13 protein-coding genes are annotated in these 19,457 nt (G+C 71.7%); 5 read left to right on the forward strand and 8 right to left on the reverse strand.

Annotated features, from left to right (window positions below; translation table 11 throughout):
• Positions 1-1,087: 1,087 nt before the first annotated feature.
• On the reverse strand, positions 1,088-4,234 hold the full coding sequence (gene ileS, locus ACZ6S0_RS08290; protein WP_465914606.1) for an isoleucine--tRNA ligase: 3,147 nt from the start codon (positions 4,232-4,234) through the stop codon (positions 1,088-1,090).
• A gap of 465 nt (positions 4,235-4,699) precedes the next feature.
• On the opposite strand from ileS, the gene ACZ6S0_RS08295 reads away from it, so the two are divergent.
• From ACZ6S0_RS08295 to ACZ6S0_RS08305, 3 genes are read left to right on the forward strand one after another with little or no spacing between them, the layout of a single operon-like run.
• Positions 4,700-5,089, forward strand: a complete 390-nt coding sequence (locus ACZ6S0_RS08295; RefSeq protein ID WP_344891575.1) for a TraR/DksA family transcriptional regulator — start codon at positions 4,700-4,702, stop codon at positions 5,087-5,089.
• Complete coding sequence (gene lspA, locus ACZ6S0_RS08300) at positions 5,053-5,697, forward strand: signal peptidase II (RefSeq protein ID WP_465914608.1); 645 nt, start codon at positions 5,053-5,055, stop codon at positions 5,695-5,697. The genes ACZ6S0_RS08295 and lspA overlap by 37 nt, the downstream gene beginning before the upstream one ends.
• Positions 5,690-6,619 carry an RluA family pseudouridine synthase gene (locus ACZ6S0_RS08305; protein ID WP_465914611.1) on the forward strand — a complete coding sequence of 310 codons (930 nt, stop codon included), beginning with the start codon at positions 5,690-5,692 and terminating at the stop codon, positions 6,617-6,619. Before lspA ends, ACZ6S0_RS08305 begins: the two co-directional genes overlap by 8 nt.
• A 38-nt stretch (positions 6,620-6,657) precedes the next feature.
• On the opposite strand, the gene ACZ6S0_RS08310 is transcribed toward ACZ6S0_RS08305, so the two are convergent.
• Genes ACZ6S0_RS08310 through ACZ6S0_RS08330 form a run of 5 tightly spaced genes read right to left on the reverse strand, consistent with a single transcriptional unit; the run spans position 6,658 to position 12,021 of the window.
• Positions 6,658-6,969 (reverse strand): AzlD domain-containing protein, encoded by a 312-nt coding sequence (locus ACZ6S0_RS08310; protein ID WP_465914612.1) that lies wholly within the window; start codon positions 6,967-6,969, stop codon positions 6,658-6,660.
• Entirely contained in the window at positions 6,966-7,628 is a 663-nt protein-coding gene (locus ACZ6S0_RS08315) for an AzlC family ABC transporter permease (protein ID WP_465914615.1), read from the reverse strand. The genes ACZ6S0_RS08310 and ACZ6S0_RS08315 overlap by 4 nt, the downstream gene beginning before the upstream one ends.
• 26 nt (positions 7,629-7,654) lie before the next feature.
• Entirely contained in the window at positions 7,655-8,482 is an 828-nt protein-coding gene (locus ACZ6S0_RS08320; protein WP_465914617.1) for an AraC family ligand binding domain-containing protein, read from the reverse strand.
• Positions 8,479-10,149, reverse strand: coding sequence for a serine/threonine-protein kinase (locus tag ACZ6S0_RS08325; protein ID WP_465914619.1), 1,671 nt, complete (start codon positions 10,147-10,149; stop codon positions 8,479-8,481). The genes ACZ6S0_RS08320 and ACZ6S0_RS08325 overlap by 4 nt, the downstream gene beginning before the upstream one ends.
• A 9-nt stretch (positions 10,150-10,158) precedes the next feature.
• The gene (locus ACZ6S0_RS08330; RefSeq protein WP_465914620.1) at positions 10,159-12,021 is read right to left on the reverse strand and encodes a serine/threonine-protein kinase; all 1,863 of its coding nucleotides are present in this window, start codon (positions 12,019-12,021) and stop codon (positions 10,159-10,161) included.
• A gap of 287 nt (positions 12,022-12,308) precedes the next feature.
• Here ACZ6S0_RS08330 and ACZ6S0_RS08335 point away from each other — a divergent pair, with 287 nt between their 5' ends.
• On the forward strand, positions 12,309-13,151 hold the full coding sequence (locus ACZ6S0_RS08335) for a chorismate mutase (protein WP_465914622.1): 843 nt from the start codon (positions 12,309-12,311) through the stop codon (positions 13,149-13,151).
• A gap of 22 nt (positions 13,152-13,173) precedes the next feature.
• Here ACZ6S0_RS08335 and ACZ6S0_RS08340 read toward each other — a convergent pair whose 3' ends face one another.
• Both ACZ6S0_RS08340 and ACZ6S0_RS08345 read right to left on the reverse strand, forming a co-directional pair.
• A complete protein-coding gene (locus ACZ6S0_RS08340; protein ID WP_465914625.1) occupies positions 13,174-14,271 on the reverse strand; it encodes an SGNH/GDSL hydrolase family protein in 1,098 nt (365 codons plus the stop codon).
• Positions 14,272-14,350: 79 nt separating this feature from the next.
• On the reverse strand, positions 14,351-15,742 hold the full coding sequence (locus ACZ6S0_RS08345) for an amino acid permease (protein WP_465914626.1): 1,392 nt from the start codon (positions 15,740-15,742) through the stop codon (positions 14,351-14,353).
• Between the two features lie 169 nt (positions 15,743-15,911).
• Between ACZ6S0_RS08345 and dnaE the strand changes: the two genes are divergently transcribed.
• Positions 15,912-19,439 carry a DNA polymerase III subunit alpha gene (dnaE, locus tag ACZ6S0_RS08350; protein WP_465914628.1) on the forward strand — a complete coding sequence of 1,176 codons (3,528 nt, stop codon included), beginning with the start codon at positions 15,912-15,914 and terminating at the stop codon, positions 19,437-19,439.
• Positions 19,440-19,457 lie beyond the last annotated feature (18 nt).

The following is a 19,457-nucleotide window of genomic DNA, read 5'->3' on the forward strand; positions in this document are numbered from 1 at the left end:
ACGGTTGCTGAGGGCGGAGGTGGTCGCGCGGCCTCCTGCGTTGGCGCGGTCGGGGGGATGGTTGCTGAGGGCGGAGGTGGTTGTGCACCTCCTGCGCTGGTGTGGCTGGGGAGACGGTTGCTGAGGGCGGAGGTGGTCGCGCGGCCTCCTGCGTTGGCGCGGTCGGGGGGATGGTTGCTGAGGGCGGAGGTGGTTGTGCACCTCCTGCGTTGGCGTGGCTGGGGAGACGGTTGCTGAGGGCGGAGGTGGTCGCGCGGCCTCCTGCGTTGGCGCGGTCGGGGGGATGGTTGCTGAGGGCGGAGGCGGTTGCGCACCCCCTGCGTCGGCGCGGCCCGGTGGACGGTTGCTGAGGTCAGGCCGGGATAGCTTCCCGCGTCGACTTGGCAGGTGGATGTTCGGTTGAGCGCGGGCGGGGGTCGCCGTGCGTGCCAGTACGGCTGTGGGTTGCTGGGCTGAGGTCACGGTGGGGAAGCTATCCGCCGCCTGGGGCAGCACAACCCCGAGACGGTTGGCTGGTAGCGGACCTTGACGGGACAGGGGCAGTCGCCCGCGCCATCACGGTTGCGGGACGGTTGGCCGAGTGCAGGGCCAGATGGGGCCAGGAGAGCGCGTTTGTGCTGGTGCGGCTGAGGGACGGTCGCCGGAGGTAGCTGCCTGTGTCGGCTCGGCTGCGGGATGGGCGGCTGACGATGGGCCGGGCCAAGGCAGCGGGGTCGGGCAAGGCGGCGGGGCCGGGGCAAGGCGATGGGCCGGGCAGGGCGGCGGGGTCGGGCAAGGCGGCGGGGCCGGGGCAAGGCGATGGGGTCGGGCAAGGCGGCGGGGCCGGGGCAAGGCGATGGGTCGGGCAGGGCGGCGGGGTCGGGCAAGGCGATGGGTCGGGCAAGGTGGCGGGGTCGGGCAGGGTGACAGGACAGGGTACGGCGAATGGGATCGTCGTCGTTCTGGCCTGCTTACTTCCTCTTGGTGGTGGTTGCTTGAAGGGCGGGTTGTGGCTTGGAGGGTGGTGGGGGTGCCGCCGCTCAGGGGCGCGCTCTGGCGAGTGCGTCCCTGAGCGGGGGTGCAGCCTTGTGGGGTGCTTCCTGACGGGTCAGGCGCGGCGGAGTTGGAAGGTCAGGCCCAGGTCGGCGTCCGTGTGGGACGGCAGGCCGTCGGCGGTGCCCTCCGTGAGGTCGGTCGCCAGCACCTCCTCCGTCACCACGTGGCCCTCCGCGCGCAGCGCCGTGGCCAGGTCGGGGGAGGAGGCGGTCCACCACAGGTGGATGCGGTCGGTGATCGACAGGCCCGTGGACTTGCGGGCGTCCTGGACCAGGCGGATGACCTCGCGCAGCAGGCCCGCGCGGCGCAGCTCGTCGGTCAGCTCCAGGTCGAGGGCGACCGTCTCACCGGTGCCCGTGCCGATCGCGCCGGTCTCCACCGCCCAGCCCGAGCGGGGCTGCTCGTTGACGATCACCTCGTCGGGGCCGAGCATGATCTCGCCCAGCTCGTCGGCCTCCACCATGACCGTCGAGCCCGAGCGCAGGGCACGGGCGACCCGGGTGGCGTCGGCGGCCTCGATCGCGGCGGCCACCATCTTCGTACGGGCCCCGAACCGCTTGCCCAGCGCCCGGAAGTTGGGCTTGACCGAGTAGGACACCAGATCGGCGCTGAAGCCCGACATGTCCTCCAGCGTCTGGACGTTCAGCTCGTCGGCCACCAGCCCGCGCAGCTCCCCGGGCAGCGACGGCCAGTCGTGCGCCCCCACCAGCGCGCGCCGCAGCGGCTGGCGGGTCTTGACGCCGGAGGAGGCGCGGGCCGAGCGGCCCAGCTCCACCAGGCGACGCACCAGGGCCATCTGGTCCGACAGCACGGGGTCGAGCAGGTCGTCGCGCACCTGCGGCCAGGTCGTCAGGTGCACCGAGGACGGCTCCTGCGGCCCGCGCAGCACGTCCCAGAGGTAGTCGGTGACGAACGGCGTGATCGGCGCCATCAGCTTGAGCACGGTGTCGAGGCACTCGTACAGGGTCGCGAACGCGTCTTCCGAGCCCTGCCAGAAGCGGCGGCGGGAGCGGCGGACGTACCAGTTGGACAGGTCGTCGAGGAAATCGGCCAGGCGGCGGCCGGCCCGCTGGGTGTCGTAGTCGTCGAGCGCCGCCGTGACCTCGGCCACCGTACGGTGCAGCTCGGCCAGCGCCCAGCGGTCGAGCAGCGGGCGCTGGGCGGCCGGGGTGGCCTCGGCGAGCCGGTCGGGCGACCAGGACTCGGCGTTGGCGTAGAGGGTGAAGAACGAGGCGGTGTTCCAGAGCGTCAGCAGGACCTTGCGGACGATCTCCTCCAGCGTGCCGTGCCCCACCCGGCGGGCCGCCCACGGCGAGCCGGAGCAGGCCATGAACCAGCGCAGGGCGTCGGCCCCGTGCTGGTCCATCAGCGGGATCGGCTCGAGGATGTTGCCCAGGTGCTTGCTCATCTTGCGGCCGTCCTCGGCCAGGATGAGGCCGAGGCAGAGCACGTTCTCGTAGGAGGAGCGGCCGAAGACGAGGGTGCCGACGGCCATCAGCGAGTAGAACCAGCCACGCGTCTGGTCGGTGGCCTCGCAGATGAACTGGGCCGGGTAGAGGCCCTCGGGCAGGCCCCGTTCGCCCCACTGGGCGAACGGCATGGAGCCCGAGTCGTACCAGGCGTCGATGACGTCGGGCACCCGGCGGGACACGCCGCCGCAGGCCGGGCAGTCGAACGTCACGTCGTCGACGTAGGGGCGGTGCGGGTCGAGCGCGGAGATGTCGCGGCCCGCCAGCGAGCCCAGCTCCTCCAGCGAGCCGACGCACGTCACGTGGGACTCGTCGCGCTCGCACACCCACAGCGGCAGCGGCGTGCCCCAGTAGCGCGAGCGGGACAGCGACCAGTCGACGTTGTTGCGCAGCCACTCGCCGAACCGGCCCCACTTGATCGTGTCGGGATACCAGTTGGTGTCGGCGTTCTCGGCCAGCATCTGGTCCTTGACCGCGGTGGTGCGGATGTACCAGGACGGGAGCGCGTAGTAGAGCAGCGCCGTGTGGCAGCGCCAGCAGTGCGGGTAGCTGTGCTCGAAGTGGCTGCCGCGGTAGAGCAGGCCGCGCGCCCGCAGGTCGTCGGTCAGCTCCTCGTCGGCGTCCTTGAAGAACTTGCCGCCGACCATGGGCACGTCGTCGAGGAAGCGGCCGTCGGGGCCGATCGGGTTGACGACCGGCATGTCGTAGCGCTTGGTGACGGCCAGGTCGTCGGCGCCGAAGGCCGGGGCCTGGTGTACCAGGCCGGTGCCGTCTTCGACGGTGACGTAGTCGCCCAGCACGACGTAGTGGGCGCCGGGGATGTCGACCAGGTCGAACGGCCGGCTGTAGGGAGTGTGCTCGAGGTCGCGGCCGGTGTAGCGGGCCACCTCGGTCACCCCCTCGCCGAGCACCGACAGCAGCGGCTCGGCCACGACGAGGACCTCGCCCTCGGCCGTGCGGGCCGCCACGTAGGTCACGTCGGGGTGCACGGCGACGGCCGTGTTGGAGACGAGCGTCCACGGCGTGGTCGTCCAGACCAGCAGCGCCGCGCCCAGCTCGGCCAGCGGGCCGGCGGTCACGGGCATGCGGACGTGGACCGACGGGCTGGAGACGGTCTCGTAGCCGCCCGGCTGGCCCAGCTCGTGGTCGGACAGCCCGGTGCCGCAGCGCGGGCAGTAGGGCGTGATCCGGAAGTCGCGGAACAGCAGCCCCTTGTCGAAGACGACCTTCAGCGACCACCACACGGACTCGATGTAGGACGGGTCCATCGTGCGGTAGGCCTGGGACAGGTCGATCCAGTAGCCCATCCGCTCGGTCATCTGCTCGAACGCGTCGACGTGCCGCAGCACCGACTCGCGGCACTTGGCGTTGAACTCGGCGATGCCGTACGTCTCGATGTCCTTCTTGCCGGACAGGCCCAGCTCGCGCTCGACGCCGACCTCGACCGGCAGGCCGTGGCAGTCCCAGCCAGCCTTGCGGGGCACGCTGAACCCGCGCATCGACTTGTAGCGTGGGAACAGGTCCTTGAACACGCGCGCCTCGACGTGGTGGACGCCCGGCAGGCCGTTGGCGGTGGGCGGCCCCTCGTAGAAGACCCAGGAGGGGTTGCCGGCGTTTTGCTCCACGGAACGCTCGAAGATCTTCCCGTCCCGCCAGCGGTCGAGAATCTCGCGCTCGAGCGCGGGCAGGTCGACCTGCGCGGGAAGAGAGCGGAACGTTGGCGACGACATTTCGGGCGTGACCTCCACGCTTGAGCGGCCGGTAGGGCTGTGCGTGAAGGGACGAAGCCTCGCGGCCCCGCGGTACCACCCCTCTTGACCCCGCGCTAGGCGAGGCCCTCTTCATTGACTGCGGCCGGTTCTAATGAGCCCGTGAGGGCCGTTCTTCCGGCGGCTCCGGGGTGATATCCCTCACAGTCGGGCCCCATCAACGCCTTGCAGACACAAACCATAACGCAGAGTGGAGGCGAAGGCTTCCAGGTTTTCCAGGGCGGAGCCCGGCTCTCGACACCGATCGGTACGCAAGTCGTAAACCGCGCAAAGTTGTGGGAATGGACGCCGCTGAGGAGGAGTTGAATGCGCGGGGCGGGATAGTACGGGAGAGGTAAACCGTCCGGCGGGTCGTTTGCCGTTCCGTTATCCGGATCCTAAGCTGCCCGCACCATTTCACGGCCTTGATCAGCAATGGAGGCAGCCATGGCGGCAGTCACGCAGACGGCTACACCGACGATGTGGTCGGCGGAAGAGCTGGCCGAGGTACGCGGCAGGCTCCAGAAGGAGATCGACGAGCTCGAGGCGGACATCCTCCGCCACGAGACCGAGATAGCCTCTGGAGACGTCACCCAGGGAGCCGGCGACGACCAGGCGGACGCCGGCGCCAAGACGTACGAGCGCGAACGCGAGATCGCCCTTACCCTGAATGCGCGCGATCTGGTCGCGCAGAACGAACGTGCGATCGCCAGGATCGACGCAGGGACCTATGGAGTGTGCGAATCGTGCCACAAGCCGATCGGCAAGGAACGCCTCCAGGCGTTCCCGAGGGCGACGCTGTGCGTGACCTGCAAGCAGAAGGAGGAGCGCCGGTAGCGGGCGGCCCGGGGGAGGGTGGCACGGCGGGCAGGGCCCGCCGTCGCCTGATCACCATCCTCATCGCGCTGGCGGCCGTGATCTACGCGGCCGACCTCGCCACCAAGACGGTGGTGCTGCGCACCCTGGAAGGCGAGGCGCCGCTGGTGGTCATCCCCGGCGTCCTGCAGTTCCGGGTCATCTTCAACTCCGGCGCCGCGTTCAGCATCGGCACCGGAATGACCTTCGTCTTCACCCTCATCGCGGCCGGCGTGGTCGTGGCCATCGTGCGCACCGCCCGCAAGCTGGGCAGCCTCTCCTGGGCGATCACGCTCGGCCTGCTGCTGGGCGGGGCGGTGGGCAACCTCACCGACCGGCTGCTGCGCTACCCCTCGGGCATCGGGCGCTCCACCCAGCTCCAAGGGCACGTCGTCGACTTCATCGAGGTGCTCCCGGGGAACTTCCCCGTCATCGACTACTTCCCCGTCTTCAACATCGCCGACTCGGCGATCGTCTGCGGCGGCATCCTGGCGGTCATCCTGGCCTGGCGCAACGTACAGCTCGACGGCTCCAAGGAGGAGCCGCGCACGCGCGGGCACGAGGAGAAGGAGGTGGCCGGCGATGACTGAGCAGCGCAGCCTGCCCGTGCCCGACGGCCTGGAGGGCGAGCGGCTCGACGCCGCGCTCTCGCGCCTGTTCGGCTTCTCCCGCACCCGCGCCGCCGAGCTGATCACGGCGGGCGAGGTGCTCGTCGACGGGCGGCAGCCCGCCAAGTCCGACCGGGTGCAGGCGGGCGCCTGGCTCGACGTGACCATGCCGCCGCCGGTCAGCGCGCCCATGCCGGTCGCCGAGCCGGTGCCGGGCATGTCCGTCGTCTACGAGGACGACGACATCGTCGTGGTCAACAAGCCCATCGGGGTGGCCGCCCACCCGACCGTCGGCTGGACGGGCCCCACCGTGATCGGCGGCCTGCTCGGGGCCGGGCACACCATCGCCACCAGCGGCGCCGCCGAGCGCCAGGGCATCGTGCACCGGCTCGACGCCAACACCACGGGCACCATGGTCGTGGCCAAGAGCGAGCACGCCTACTCGCATCTCAAGCGGGCCTTCAAGGAACGCACGGTCGACAAGCGCTACCACGCGCTCGTGCAGGGGCATCCCGACCCGTTCAGGGGCACGGTCGACGCGCCCATCGACCGGCACCCGGCGGGCGACGGCCGCTTCGCCGTGGTGGCAGGGGGCAAGCCGTCGGTGACGCACTACGACACGGTGGAGGCGTTCCGTGCCGCGTCGCTGCTGGACATCAAGCTGGAGACCGGGCGTACGCACCAGATCAGGGTGCACATGGCGGCGCTGCGCCACCCGTGCGTCGGAGACCTGCAGTACGGCGCCGACCCCACGCTCGCGGCCCGCCTCGGCGTCACCCGGCAGTGGCTGCACGCGGTGGCCCTCGGCTTCGAGCACCCCTCGACGGGCGAGTGGGTGTCGTTCGGCACCGACTACCCGCAGGACCTGCAGAAGGCCCTCGACATCGTGCGCGACGAGTCCTGAGGGCCGCGACGAGTCCTGAGGGCCTCTGTCCGGGGGAGCTAGCCCAGCGCCATCCGGGCGAGTGCCGTGACGACCGCCGCGGCCGCCAGGACGACCAGGAACGGCGCGCGCAGCAGCAGCGCCACCAGCGCGGCGCCGAGCCCAGCCGCGCGGGCCGGGTCGAAGCGCAGCCCGCCCTCCGCCGTGAACATCTGCACCGCGATCAACGCCGCCAGCAGCGCCACCGGCACGAGTTCGGCGAACCTGCGCACCGCCGGGTGGTCCAGCACCGCCCGGGGGGCGGCCAGCCCGGCCAGCTTGAGCGCGTAGCAGCCCGCGCAGACGGCGGCGATCGCCCACCACAACGTCATCGCACCATCACCACCAAAACGGCCACGGCCGACATCAGCACCGGCACGCCCGGCGGGAAGAACGGGGTGGCGCACAGCGCGACCGCCGCCGCGGCCACGGCGAGCCGGCGCAGTTCGGCGCTCTCCGTCAGCCGGGGCCACAGGATGGCCAGGAACGCGACCGGGCCCACCACGTCCAGGCCCAGCACGCCGGGGTCGCCCAGGAACGAGGTGCCGTACGCGCCGGCCAGCGTGGTCAGGTTCCAGGTGAGGTAGAGGCTGGCGAACGTGGTCACGAAGCCCGTACGCGCGGCCTCCTGGGTCGGCTGGGCCAGCGCGACGGCCGTGGTCTCGTCGATGACGCCCTGGGCGGCCAGGAGCCTGCGCGGGCCGCGTACCCGGAGGAGGTCGGCCAGGCGCAGGCCGTACAGGGTGTTGCGGCCGCCCAGCAGCAGCGCGCCCAGGGCGGCGGCCAGCAGGTCGCCGCCCGCCCCCACCGCGCCGGTCAGCGCGAACTGCGAGGCGCCCGTGAACGCCAGCAGGCTCAGCACGCACGCCTGCGGCACGGACAGGCCCGCGGTGACGGCCGCGGCGCCGAAGGCGAGCCCGGACAGCCCCACGGCCAGGCCCACGCCCAGTCCGTCCCGTACGGCGGCGGAACGGTGAGTTGTCGGTTCCATGCCTAGGGAGGCTAGGTGCCGGGTGATTAGCGGGTCTTGTACGTTCCTGCGGCCTTTTGGTAGGCGGCGGGAGGGACGCCCATGATGCGCTTGAAGTGGCGGTTGAGGTGGGCCTGGTCGGTGAAGCCCACCTCGGCGGCCACGAGCGCCGGGCGCACGCCGGCCAGCAGGAGGTGACGGGCCTGGCGTACCCGGAGGGAGGTCAGGTAGGCGTGCGGCGGCATCCCCGTCGCCTCCTTGAACGCCCGCAGCAGCGCGAACGGCCGCGCCCCCACCGCGCCCGCCAGGTCGTCCAGCGTCGGCGGATCGACCAGGCTCGCGTGCAGCACGTCGAGCGCCTCGCGCACCGCCCGCCTGCCCTCGGCGGGCGGCACCGCGGGCGGCCTGGGGGCGGCGTGGCGGGTCAGCAGCCGGGCGAACAGCGTCCGGCTCAACGTCGAGGCGGCCAGCGCGTCACCGCGTTCCGCGGCCTCGTGCGCGCGTCCGAGCAGCGCCGCCACCTGGTCGTCGCGCGCCACCTGGCGCGGGAAGTGCGGCGTCCCCGCGGGCGCGCCCAGCTCCTCCGCGACGGCGGCCAGCGCGTGGACCGACGGGTAGAGCATCCGGTACGCCCACCCGCCCGGCACCCCGGCCTGCCCCGTGTGCGCCGAGTCGGGGTTGACCAGCACCAGCTCGCCCGCGCCCGCCCGGTGCAGCGTGCCCCGGTAGTCGAACTCCTCCACGCCCGCGACGATGAGGCCGATGGCGTAGCCGTCGTGCGCGTGCCGGGAGAAGCGGTGGGTGACGTAGCGGGCCTTGAGCAGGTCGGTCTCCGGCACCGCCGGGTGCCGCCAGAACCGCGCCTGCTCCTTCATCGTGCTCTGAACGTCTTGGCGAACGTCTCGAAGTAGCGGCGGTCCTTGGTCCAGCGGGAGTTCGGGGTCTCCCAGTAGAGGGCGTACGGCCGGCGGTCGGCGGTGTGGAAGCCCCGGTTGACCACGTGGATGGTGACGCCCTCGCGCACCCTGGTGAACTCCCAGTCGGCGGCCGGGCGGCCCTGGTAGTCGAGGGCGGTGATGCCGATGCGCCGATAGCCCTGGAACTCGCCCTTGCGCTTGATCTCCGCCTCCAGCGCGGTCCAGTGTCGTACGGGGTCGGACCAGGGCAGGTCGGGCACCGTCCACTCCACGATCATCGCGCCGGAGGTGCCGGGGCCGGTGAAGGAGACGCTGTCGCGGGTGACGTGCTTCTTCGCCGTCCAGCCGTCGGGCATGGCGATCTGGAAGCGGCCCGCCGCGTTCGTGTAGCGCCGCCAGCCGTCGGGGACGGGCGTGGTGGGGGGTGCGGTGGGATCGTCTTCCGGGGTCGCCGACGGGTCCGCGGACGGCTGCTCGTCCGGGTCCTGGGCCGGGGCGCTCGGGTCGCCCGCCGGGACAGGGCCGGTGGTGGCCTGCCCGACCGGGGTGGGGTCGGTGTCGGTGGGCGCGGCGCTCCAGCGGTCGGACAGCAGCACGACCCCCGTGCCCAGCAGCGCCAGGGCGGCCACGGCCGCGGGCGCCCAGATCCACCACGCCCTCCCGCGTCGGTCCCGCTCTCCGGGGACGGTGGGGGACGGCCCGCCCGTCTCCGCCGGCCCTCCTCCGGCGAGCCCGTCACCGGTCCAGGGCGCGGGGGTGGGTGCGTGGCCTTGCGAAGTGGAGGGAGAGGGCTGAGGAAGGGGCGGGGCGGGGGAGGCGGAGGCAGGTGCGGAGGCGATCTCGTACAGGAGCCGGGCGGCCTCCTCCGCGCCCATCCGCGTGGCCGGGTCGGGGCGCAGCAGGCCCATGACGACCGGCCGCAGTGCCCCGGCCCGCGCCGGCGGCGCGGGCTCGTCGCGCAGCACCGCCGCCACGGTCGCCGCCCAGGAGTCGCGCCTGAACGGCGGCTCGCCCTCGACGGCCGCGTACAGGGTCGCGCCCAGCGACCACAGGTCGGACTCGGGCCGGGCCGGTTCGCCGTTGAGTCGCTCCGGCGGCATGTACGCGGGCGTGCCCACCAGGCCGCCGGTCGCCGTCAGCCCCGCCTCGGTCTCCATCGAGGCGATGCCGAAGTCGGTCAGCACCACCCGGCCGTCGTCGGCCAGCAGCACGTTCTCCGGTTTGACGTCGCGGTGCAGCACCCCGGTCGCGTGCGCGGCCCGCAGCGCGTCGAGCACCCGGCCGCCGATCACCGCGACCTGCCGCGGTCGCAGCGGCCCGTCCGCGCCGATCACCTGCGCCAGCGAGCGCGACCGGACGAGCTGCATCACGATCCAGGGCCGGCCGTCCTCCTCGACGACGTCGTGGATGACCACGACCGAGGGATGGTCGAGGCGGCCCGCCGCCCTGGCCTCCCTGATGGTCCTGCGGTTGAGCTCGGCCCGCTTGGCGTCGCCCACCCCGGTGTAGCGGACCTCCTTGATCGCCACCGTGCGGTCGAGCAACTCGTCGTACGCTCGCCACACGACGCCCATCCCGCCCTCGCCGAGCGGTTCGAGCAGACGATAGCGATTGCCGACGTGCACGGGCGCAGCCTACTTGGCGGGCTCGAACGTCGCGCAGAACCCCAGGAACAAGTCGTAGTCCGCCTTCCAGTGGCTGTTGAGCGTGTGCCAGTAGATGGCGTACGCCCGCCCGTTGTACGTGACGAACCCCCTGTTGCGGACCCGCGTCTTCCCCGTGTTGGTGTTCCAGGTGAAGTCCCAGTCGGCGGCGGCCTTCATGTAGGCGGGCGGATCCTCGACCTTCTCGATGGCGAGCTTGTCGTAGCCGCCGAAGTTGTTCTTGAGCGACGGCTCCTGCTTCTTCCAGTCCTTGTACGGGTCCGTGCCCGGCTTGGCCGCCTCCTCGATCATGACGTACGCGTTGGAGGCCGCGCCCGGTCCCTTGAACTTGACCTGCCGTCCGCTGCGCGTCCACACGTCCCAGCCCTTGGGCAGGCCGATGGAGAAGCCCATCTTCTTGTCCTTGTACATCTTCCACCCGGCGGGCAGCGGGTCCTTCGTCTCCTTGGGCGTCGCGCTCGGTGACGGCGCGGCGGTCTCCGAGGGAGAGGCGGAGGGCGACGCGGAGGGCGGGGGAGAGGGAGGGGACGCGCTCGCCGAGCCTGCCGGGGTCGAGGCGGTGACGGCGGCCGCGGTGGGGCCGCCGGTCTCGCGCGGCTCCTCGTCGGGGGCCGAGCTGAGGCCGAGGTAGCCGCCCACCCCGGCCACCAGCACGACGGCGACGGCCGCCGCGAGGATCATGCCCGCCCGCCGCGGCTCTGGCCTGACCGCGCCGATGGTGGACTCCCCGGAGCCGCCCGGGGGAGAGGGCGGCGTCGGCTTGACGGTCTGCGCCTGCGAGATGCGCGCGCCGGTCTCGGGCAGGGCCGCCGGTACGGGCTTGGGCCCCGGTTCCCCTCCCAGGACGAGGTCAGGGTCGGTGGGGGTGTCGTCCTCGACGGGGGCGTACGGGCGCCTGGCCTTGGCCGGGCCGGGCCGCTTCGGCTTCGCGGGCGGGGCGGCGGGACGCGGGGCCGGCGGCGGGACGTGGAGTTCCTGCGCGGGGAACTGCGTGGTGGGCGGCGGGCTCGCCTGCGCGACGGTTTCGCGCAGCAGCCGCTGCGCCTCCTCGAACGTCAGCCGCTGCACCGGCTCCTTGACCAGCAGCCCCTGGATCACGTCGGTGAGCGGACCCGCGTGCGGCGCGGGGTCGGGCTCGTCGGTGAGTACGGCGTGCATGGTGGCCAGCGCCATCCCGCGCTCGTGCGGGGAGCGGCCCTCCACGGCCGTGTACAGGGTGGCGCCGAGGGACCACAGGTCGGACTCGCGCCGCGCGGGCAGGCCCTTGAGCCGCTCGGGCGCGATGAACGCGGGCGTGCCCGCCAGGCCCGTGACCGTGAGCTGCGTCTCGGTCTCCAGGGTGGCGATGCCGAAGTCGGTGAGCACGACCCGGCCGTCGTCGGCCAGGAGCACGTTCTCGGGTTTGACGTCGCGGTGCAGCACCCCCGCCTCGTGGGCGCGGTGCAGCGCGTCCAGGACGGCCAGGCCGATCTCGGCCACCCGCTTGGGCGGCAGCGGCCCGTCCTGCTTGATCACCGCGCCCAGCGACCGTGACGGGACGAGCTGCATGACGATCCAGGGCCGTTCGTCCTCCTCGATCACGTCGTGCACGACGATCACGTTGGGGTGCTCGAACCGCGCGGCCGCCCTCGCCTCGCGCATGGTGCGGCGGTTGAGTAGCTGCACCTCCTCGCCCAGGGCGGCGGCGTATCTGACCTCCTTGACCGCCACCGTGCGGTCGAGCAGTTCGTCGTGGGCGCGCCAGACGATGCCCATGCCGCCCCTGCCGATGGGCTCCTGCAGGTGGTACCGGCCGGCGATGCGGCGTCCGTCCTGCTTACGATCCGACGTCAACGGCCTCAAACCCCTCCTCTAGGCCAAGAAATACTCCCATAGCGGGGGATCAACGGCGACTCGCCTGAAGGTCAGTCCGCCCTGTACAACGTGCCGACCAGCAGGTCGGGACGGGGTGTAGGGTTCAGATATGACTTGTCGTCGCTACGCGTTTACCGAGCCGGCTCCGGGAGAGCCGGTCGTCGGGTAGCGACCGCCTGGAGTCGGCACGAGGCAGAGACCATCGTCTCTGCCTTTTTGGTTTTCCGCCGGCTCCGCAGGGCCGGCCCTGGAGTCGAGGAGCCGGAATGTCATCGACCTTGGAACGTCAGGCTGTCGCGGTGGGCGGCCTGCTCGTCGGCGAGGGGCCCGCCGTGGTGATCGGCGGGCGCGTCAGCCTGCGGGCCCCGCGCGGGGCGGCCGACCCGTACACGGCGCTGCGGGAGGGGGCCACGCTGGTGGAGCCGGCCACGGCGGCCGACCTGCCGGCGATCGCCGAGCTGGCGGGGGCCGTGGTGGTGGGGGCGTCGTGGACGCGTGACATCCCCCTGGTGCGGGCGGCGTCCGGGCTCGGGCTGCCGGTCGTGGTGGAGCGGCGGCCGTCGGCCCCCGTGGAGGAGTGGCTGGGCCTGGCCGACTACTGCGCGACGGAGGGCGACGGGCGGGTCATCCTCTGCGAGGGCGGGCGTCCTGACCTGGGGCTGGTGCGGGCAGCGCGGGCCGCGGGCGGGCGTCCCGTGCTGGTGGACGTCTCGGGCGACGCCGGGCTGTCGGCCGCCGCGGTCGCGGCCGGGGCCGACGGGCTGATCACCGGCGCGGCGGACCGGCTGGCCGCCGAGGAGGCCGTGACGGTCGTGGGCGGGCTGCTGCGCGAGGAGACGCCCGCCACGCTGCCGGAGTGCCGCGAGGCGATCGACCGGGTCGACGCGGCGCTGGCCACGCTGCTGGAGCGGCGGGCCGGGCTGGCGGGGATCGTGCAGCGGATCAAGCCGGTCGGCGGGTTCGCCGGGCGCGACCTGGCCAGGGAGCGCGCGCTCGTCGCGCGGATGGCCGTACGGGCGCCGTCGCTGGGCGAGACGCGGCTCGCCGCGATCATGAACGCCGTCATCGAGGCCGGCCTGCACCTGGCCGAGGAACGCGCGGGCCGCTGAGCGCCGCATCCGAGAGCGGCCGTCAGGGGCGTGCGGAGCTGGGGGCGGTGGTCAGGTGGAAGTTGTTCATCGGGCGGCCCGGCCCCCGGGCGATCTGCCCGGTGATCAGCTCGGCGAAGCGGCGGTATCCGTCGCCCGTCGGGTGGTAGCTGCGGGCGTTGACCTTCAGCTCCTCCATGTCCATGGCCAGCCCGTTCAGGAACGGCTGCGGCTGCCCCACCTCGTGGCCGGCGAACGCCTCGTAGGCGTCCACGTACTCGGCGCTGCCGGGCGCCCCGAAGCCGGCGATCGCCCGGTCGAACTCGGCCACCACCGACCCCACCGTGTCGTTGAGCCGCCGCGTCACGCCGTTCAGCCAGCGCTGGTCCGCCACGCTCAGGTTGTCGACGCTCGCCACCGGGTCGGCGGGGAAGGGCCTGGGGTAACCGAGCACGACGACCCGCGCCTGCGGCGCGCGTACGCGCAGCTCCCTGAGCACCTCGAGCAGGCTCGTCCGCAGCTCGTCGATGCGCCGGTTGACGGCGGCGTCCTGGTCGACGCAGGCCGACGACCACGGGAGCTTGACGATGCAGCCGGTCAGCACCTTCGAGAACCCGGCGTCGTTGCCCCCGATGCTCAGCGTCACCAGGCTCGCGTCACCGCTCACCCGGGTGATCTGGGGAGGCTGGCCGTGCTGGCCGGTCAGGAGCTGGCGGGTGGTCGCGCCGCTGCAGGCGTAGAACGCGGTGCCGCCGCCGAACCGGTACGTCTCGGCCACCAGCGGCACGTACGAGCCCGTGGCCCGATGGCAGCGGTCGGCCCCGTCGTTGACCGGCTCCTTGTCGAGGTCGTAGACCCCTTCGCCGGAGGAGTAGGAGTCGCCGAGCGCCACGTAGGCGCCGCTCTGCGCCACCTGCACGGCCGTCAGCCGGGTGACCTGCGGCAGCGCCCCGGCGGGCGCCCGCCCGGTGGGACAGCCCGCGTCGAGCACGGCGCACGCCAGTTTCGGGAAGACGTCGAGCGCCAGGCACGCCAGCGCCAGTGCGACACCCGTCGCGGCCGCCGCCGCGACCTGGACGATCTTCCGTCTCGCCCCGTCCAGCGCGACCTCCCGAGCGGCGACTCCTTCTGGCTGCGCCATCGAGACTACCCAGCCGATGATCGGCGCGGGCGCCCGACTCTTCTTCCGCGAGGCGTCCCGGCTCAGGCGGGGACGGGGCTCAGACGGCGCGCGGAGGGTCGGGGTGCAGCTCGGGCGGCAGGCGCGCGGTGCGGGCGGCGCCGCGGCGGCGTACGATCACCCAGCCCACGGCGATGCCCGCCGCCAGGGCGGGGATGAGGTAGAAGGCCACCCGCTGGTCCTGGTCGGCGAACGGCATCAGCAGCACCACCAGCGCCAGGAACGCCAGCGTCAGCCAGTTGGTGTAGGGCGAGCCCGGCATCGGGAAGGTCGAGCGGTGACCGGCGCGGCGCAGGCGGGTCTGGCACCACACCAGCACGCCCCACGTGGTGACCACCCCGAGTGAGGCCACGGCGGTGGCGATGTTGAAGGCCCGCTCGGGCAGGAAGTAGAACAGCGCCACCCCGCCCAGGAACATGATCGCGGTGAACAGGATGCCGCCGGTCGGCACGTGCCGGGAGCTGAGCGCGCCGGCGAAGCGGGGGGCCTCCTGCTTCATGGCCATCGAGCGCAGGATGCGGCCCGTGGCGTACAGGCCGGAGTTGCAGGACGACAGCGCGGCGGTGATGACGACGAGGTTCATCGCGTCGGCCGCCCACGGCACGCCCAGCCCGGCGAAGACCGTCACGAAGGGGGAGGTGTCGGCCCGGTAGGCGGTCCACGGCAGCACCATGGACAGCAGCGCCACCGAGCCGACGTAGAAGATCGCGATGCGCCACACGACGCCGTTGATCGCCCGCGGCATGACCTCGTGCGGCCTGGCCGTCTCGCCCGCCGTGATGCCGACCAGCTCGATCGAGGCGTACGCGAAGACCACCGACTGCAGGCTCATCAGCACCATCGGGAACCCGGTCGGGAAGAACCCGCCGTGCGCGACCAGGTTGCCCGGCCCCGCCTCGCCCACCGCGAACACCACCAGCACCAGGCCCACCACCAGGAAGACCGTGATGGCCAGGACCTTGAGCATGGCGAACCAGAACTCCAGCTCGCCGAACAGCCGCACCGACAGCAGGTTGACGATCAGGACGAAGCACAGGGAGATCAGGGCGGTGAGCCACTCGGGGAAGGCGGGGGCCCAGTAGTGGATGTACGCGGCGATCGCGGTCAGCTCGGCGATGCCGGTGAAGGCCCAGTTGACCCAGTACATCCAGCCGCTGGCGAAGGCCGCCCACGGGCCGATGAACTCCCCGGCGTACTCGACGAACGAGCCGGAGGCGGGGCGGTAGAGCACCAGCTCGCCCAGCGCCCGCATGACGAAGAACGCCGCCAGCCCGGCGGCGGCGTACGAGAGCACGAGGGCGGGCCCGGCGGCGGCCAGCCGCCCCCCGGCGCCCAGGAACAGCCCCACGCCGATCGCCCCGCCGATGGCGATCATCTGAACCTGGCGGTTGCCCAGCGCGTGGCTGTATCCCTCGTCCGACTGCGTGCGCACCGAGTGACTCCTTGACTACCTTGGGTGAGTCCGAGGATATCGGCGCTGCTGGCCGCGACGCCCCCGGCACGCCGGTCGGAAGGGGGGCGCGAGGCGGCTCCGGGATGTCGGCCGGGCCCACTAGAGTCGGATCACACCCACCGCCATCGAGACCGGGAGGCGCCCCTCCATGTCGTCCAGCGACTCGTTCGTGCATCTGCACGTCCATACCGAATACTCGATGCTGGACGGGGCGGCCCGCCTCAAGCAGATGTTCAAGCAGGTCGGCGACCTGGGCATGCCCGCGATCGCGATCACCGACCACGGCAACATGCACGGCGCCTACGACTTCTACAAGCAGGCCACGGCCGCCGACATCAAGCCGATCATCGGCATCGAGGCATATGTCGCGCCCGAGTCGCGGCACAACAAGAAGCCGGTGCTGTGGGGCGAGCCGCACCAGAAGCGTGACGACGTCTCGGCGGGTGGCTACTACACCCACATGACGATCTGGGCGCGCAACAAGACCGGCCTGCACAACCTGATGCGGCTGTCCTCGCGCGCCTACACCGAGGGGTTCGTGCGCAAGTGGGCGCGCATGGACGCCGACACGCTCGCCGAGCACGCCGACGGCCTCATGGCCACCACCGGCTGCCCCTCGGGCGAGGTGCAGACACGGCTGCGGCTGGGCCAGTACGACGAGGCGCTCAAGGCCGCCGCGAAGTTCCAGGAGATCTTCGGCAGGGAGAACTTCTTCCTGGAGATCATGGACCACGGCCTGGACATCGAGCGCCGCGTCCGCGACGGGCTGACCCGCATCAGCCATGAGCTGGACATCCCGCCGTTGGTCACCAACGACTCGCACTACACCTACGAGTCCGACGCGCCCTCCCACGACGCCCTCCTGTGCATCCAGACCGGCAAGCAGTTGTCCGACCCCGACCGGTTCCGCTTCGACGGCAGCGGCTACTACATCAAGACCGCCGACGAGATGCGCGCGGTCGACTCCTCCGACCTGTGGGCCGAGGGCTGCCGCAACACGCTGCTGGTGGCCGAGCGGGTCGATCCCGCCGGGTTCTTCGAGTTCAAGAACCTCATGCCGACCTACCCGATCCCCGAGGGCATGACGGAGAGCGAGTTCTTCCGCCAGTCCGTCTGGGAGGGCATGGCCAGGCGCTGGCCCGAGGGCTACGACGAGCAGCACAAGAAGCAGGCCGAGTACGAGATCGGCATCATCGAGCAGATGGGCTTCCAGAGCTACTTCCTCGTGGTGGCCGACTTCATCATGTGGGCCAAGGAGAACGGCATCCCGGTCGGCCCGGGGCGCGGGTCCGCGGCGGGGTCGCTGGTGGCGTACGCGATGGGCATCACCGACCTCGACCCGATCCCGCACGGCCTGATCTTCGAGCGCTTCCTCAACCCCGAGCGCGTGTCCATGCCCGACGTCGACATCGACTTCGACGAGCGCAGGCGCGGCGACGTGATCCGCTACGTGACCGAGAAGTGGGGCGCCGACAAGGTCGCCATGATCGCCACGTTCGGCACCATCAAGGCGAAGGCCGCCATCAAGGACGCCGGCCGCGTCCTGGGCTACCCCTACGCGCTGGGCGACCGCGTCTCCAAGGCGTTCCCCCCGGCCGTCATGGGCAAGGACATCCCGCTGTCGGGCATCTTCGACAAGGACCACCCGCGGCACGCCGAGGCCGGCGAGCTGCGCAAGCTCTACGAGGAAGACGTCGACGTCAAGGCGACGATGGACCTCGGCAAGGGTCTCGAGGGCCTGATCCGGCAGACCGGCGTGCACGCCGCGGGCGTGATCATGTCGCGCGAGGTGCTGACCGACCACATCCCGGTCATGCGCCGCGACTCCGACGGCGTGATCATCACGCAGTTCGACTACCCGACCTGCGAGACGCTCGGCCTGCTCAAGATGGACTTCCTGGGCCTGCGCAACCTCACCATCATGGACGACTGTCTCAAGATGATCGAGTCGACCACGGGGGAGAAGGTCGACCTGCTCGCGCTGCCGCTCGACGACCGCAAGAGCTACGAGCTGCTGGCCAAGGGCGACACGCTGGGCGTGTTCCAGCTCGACGGCGGCGGCATGCGCTCGCTGCTGCGCCTGATGCGGCCCGACAACTTCGAGGACATCTCCGCGGCCCTCGCCCTCTACCGGCCGGGCCCGATGGGCGCCAACTCCCACACCAACTACGCGCTGCGGAAGAACGGCCAGCAGGAGATCACGCCGATCCACCCCGCGCTGGCCGACCCGCTGAAGGACATCCTCGACACGACCTACGGCCTGATCATCTACCAGGAGCAGGTCATGGCCATCGCCCAGCGCGTGGCCGGCTACTCGCTCGGCGCCGCCGACCTGCTGCGCCGCGCGATGGGCAAGAAGAAGAAGGCGGAGCTGGACAAGCAGTACGCCTCCTTCGAGCAGGGCATGAAGGACAACGGCTTCCCCGACGCCGCGATCAAGGCGCTGTGGGACATCCTGCTGCCGTTCTCCGACTACGCCTTCAACAAGGCCCACACCGCCGCCTACGGCCTCATCGCTTACTGGACCGCCTTCCTCAAGGCCAACCACCCGGCCGCCTACATGGCCGCGCTGCTGTCGTCGGTCAAGGACGACAAGGACAAGTCGGCCCTCTACCTCAACGAGTGCCGGCGCATGGGCATCAAGGTGTTCCCGCCCGACGTCAACGACTCCGACTTCGACTTCACCCCGCGCGGCACCGACATCCGCTTCGGCCTGTCGGCCGTCCGCAACGTCGGCGCCAACGTCGTCGACGGCATCATCTCCGCGCGCAAGGAGAAGGGCCGCTTCGCCGACTTCAAGGACTTCCTGCGCAAGGTGCCGGCCATCGTCTGCAACAAGCGCGTGATCGAGTCGCTGGTCAAGGCGGGGTCGTTCGACTCGCTGGGCCACGTGCGCAAGGGCCTGGTCATGGTGCACGAGCAGGCCGTCGACGCGATCATCGACATCAAGAAGAACGAGGCCATCGGCCAGGACTCCCTCTTCGGGGCGATCGACGGCGGCGAGGACCAGACCTTCGACGTGCAGATCCCGGTCGGCGAGTGGGACAAGAACACGCTGCTGCAGTTCGAGCGGGAGATGCTCGGCCTCTACGTGTCCGACCACCCGCTGTTCGGCGTCGAGCACATCCTGGCCGCAGGGGCCGACTGCTCGATCGCGGCGGTGCAGGACGAGAGCCGGGCCGACGGGCAGGTGGTGACCGTGGGCGGCATCCTGAGCGGGGTGCAGCGCAAGGTCACCAAGAAGGGCGACACCTGGGTGCTGACCCAGCTCGAGGACCTCGCGGGCTCGATCGAGGTGATGATCTTCCCGTCGGCGTACCAGTTGTGCTCGACGATCCTGGCAGAGGACGCGATCGTCTTCGTCAAGGGGCGCATCGACAAGCGCGAGGACGTCGCGAAGGTCATCGCCATGGAGGTGACCGCGCCCGACCTGACCCAGGAGGCCGGCGGGCCGCTGCTGGTGAGCCTGCCGCTGACCCGCTGCACGCCGCCGGTCGTGGGCCGGCTGAAGGAGATCCTGACGACGCACCCGGGCACCTCGGAGGTGCACCTGCAGGTGCACAACGGCCCCAGGACGACGGTGATGCGGGTCGGCGACCGGCTGCGGGTCACGCCGTCTCCGGCGCTCATGGGCGACCTCAAACAGCTCCTCGGCCCGGCCTGCCTGGGCGCCTGACCTCGCCGTCGCCTTTCG

The sequence above is a fragment of the Nonomuraea sp. NPDC051298 genome, from assembly GCF_055586305.1.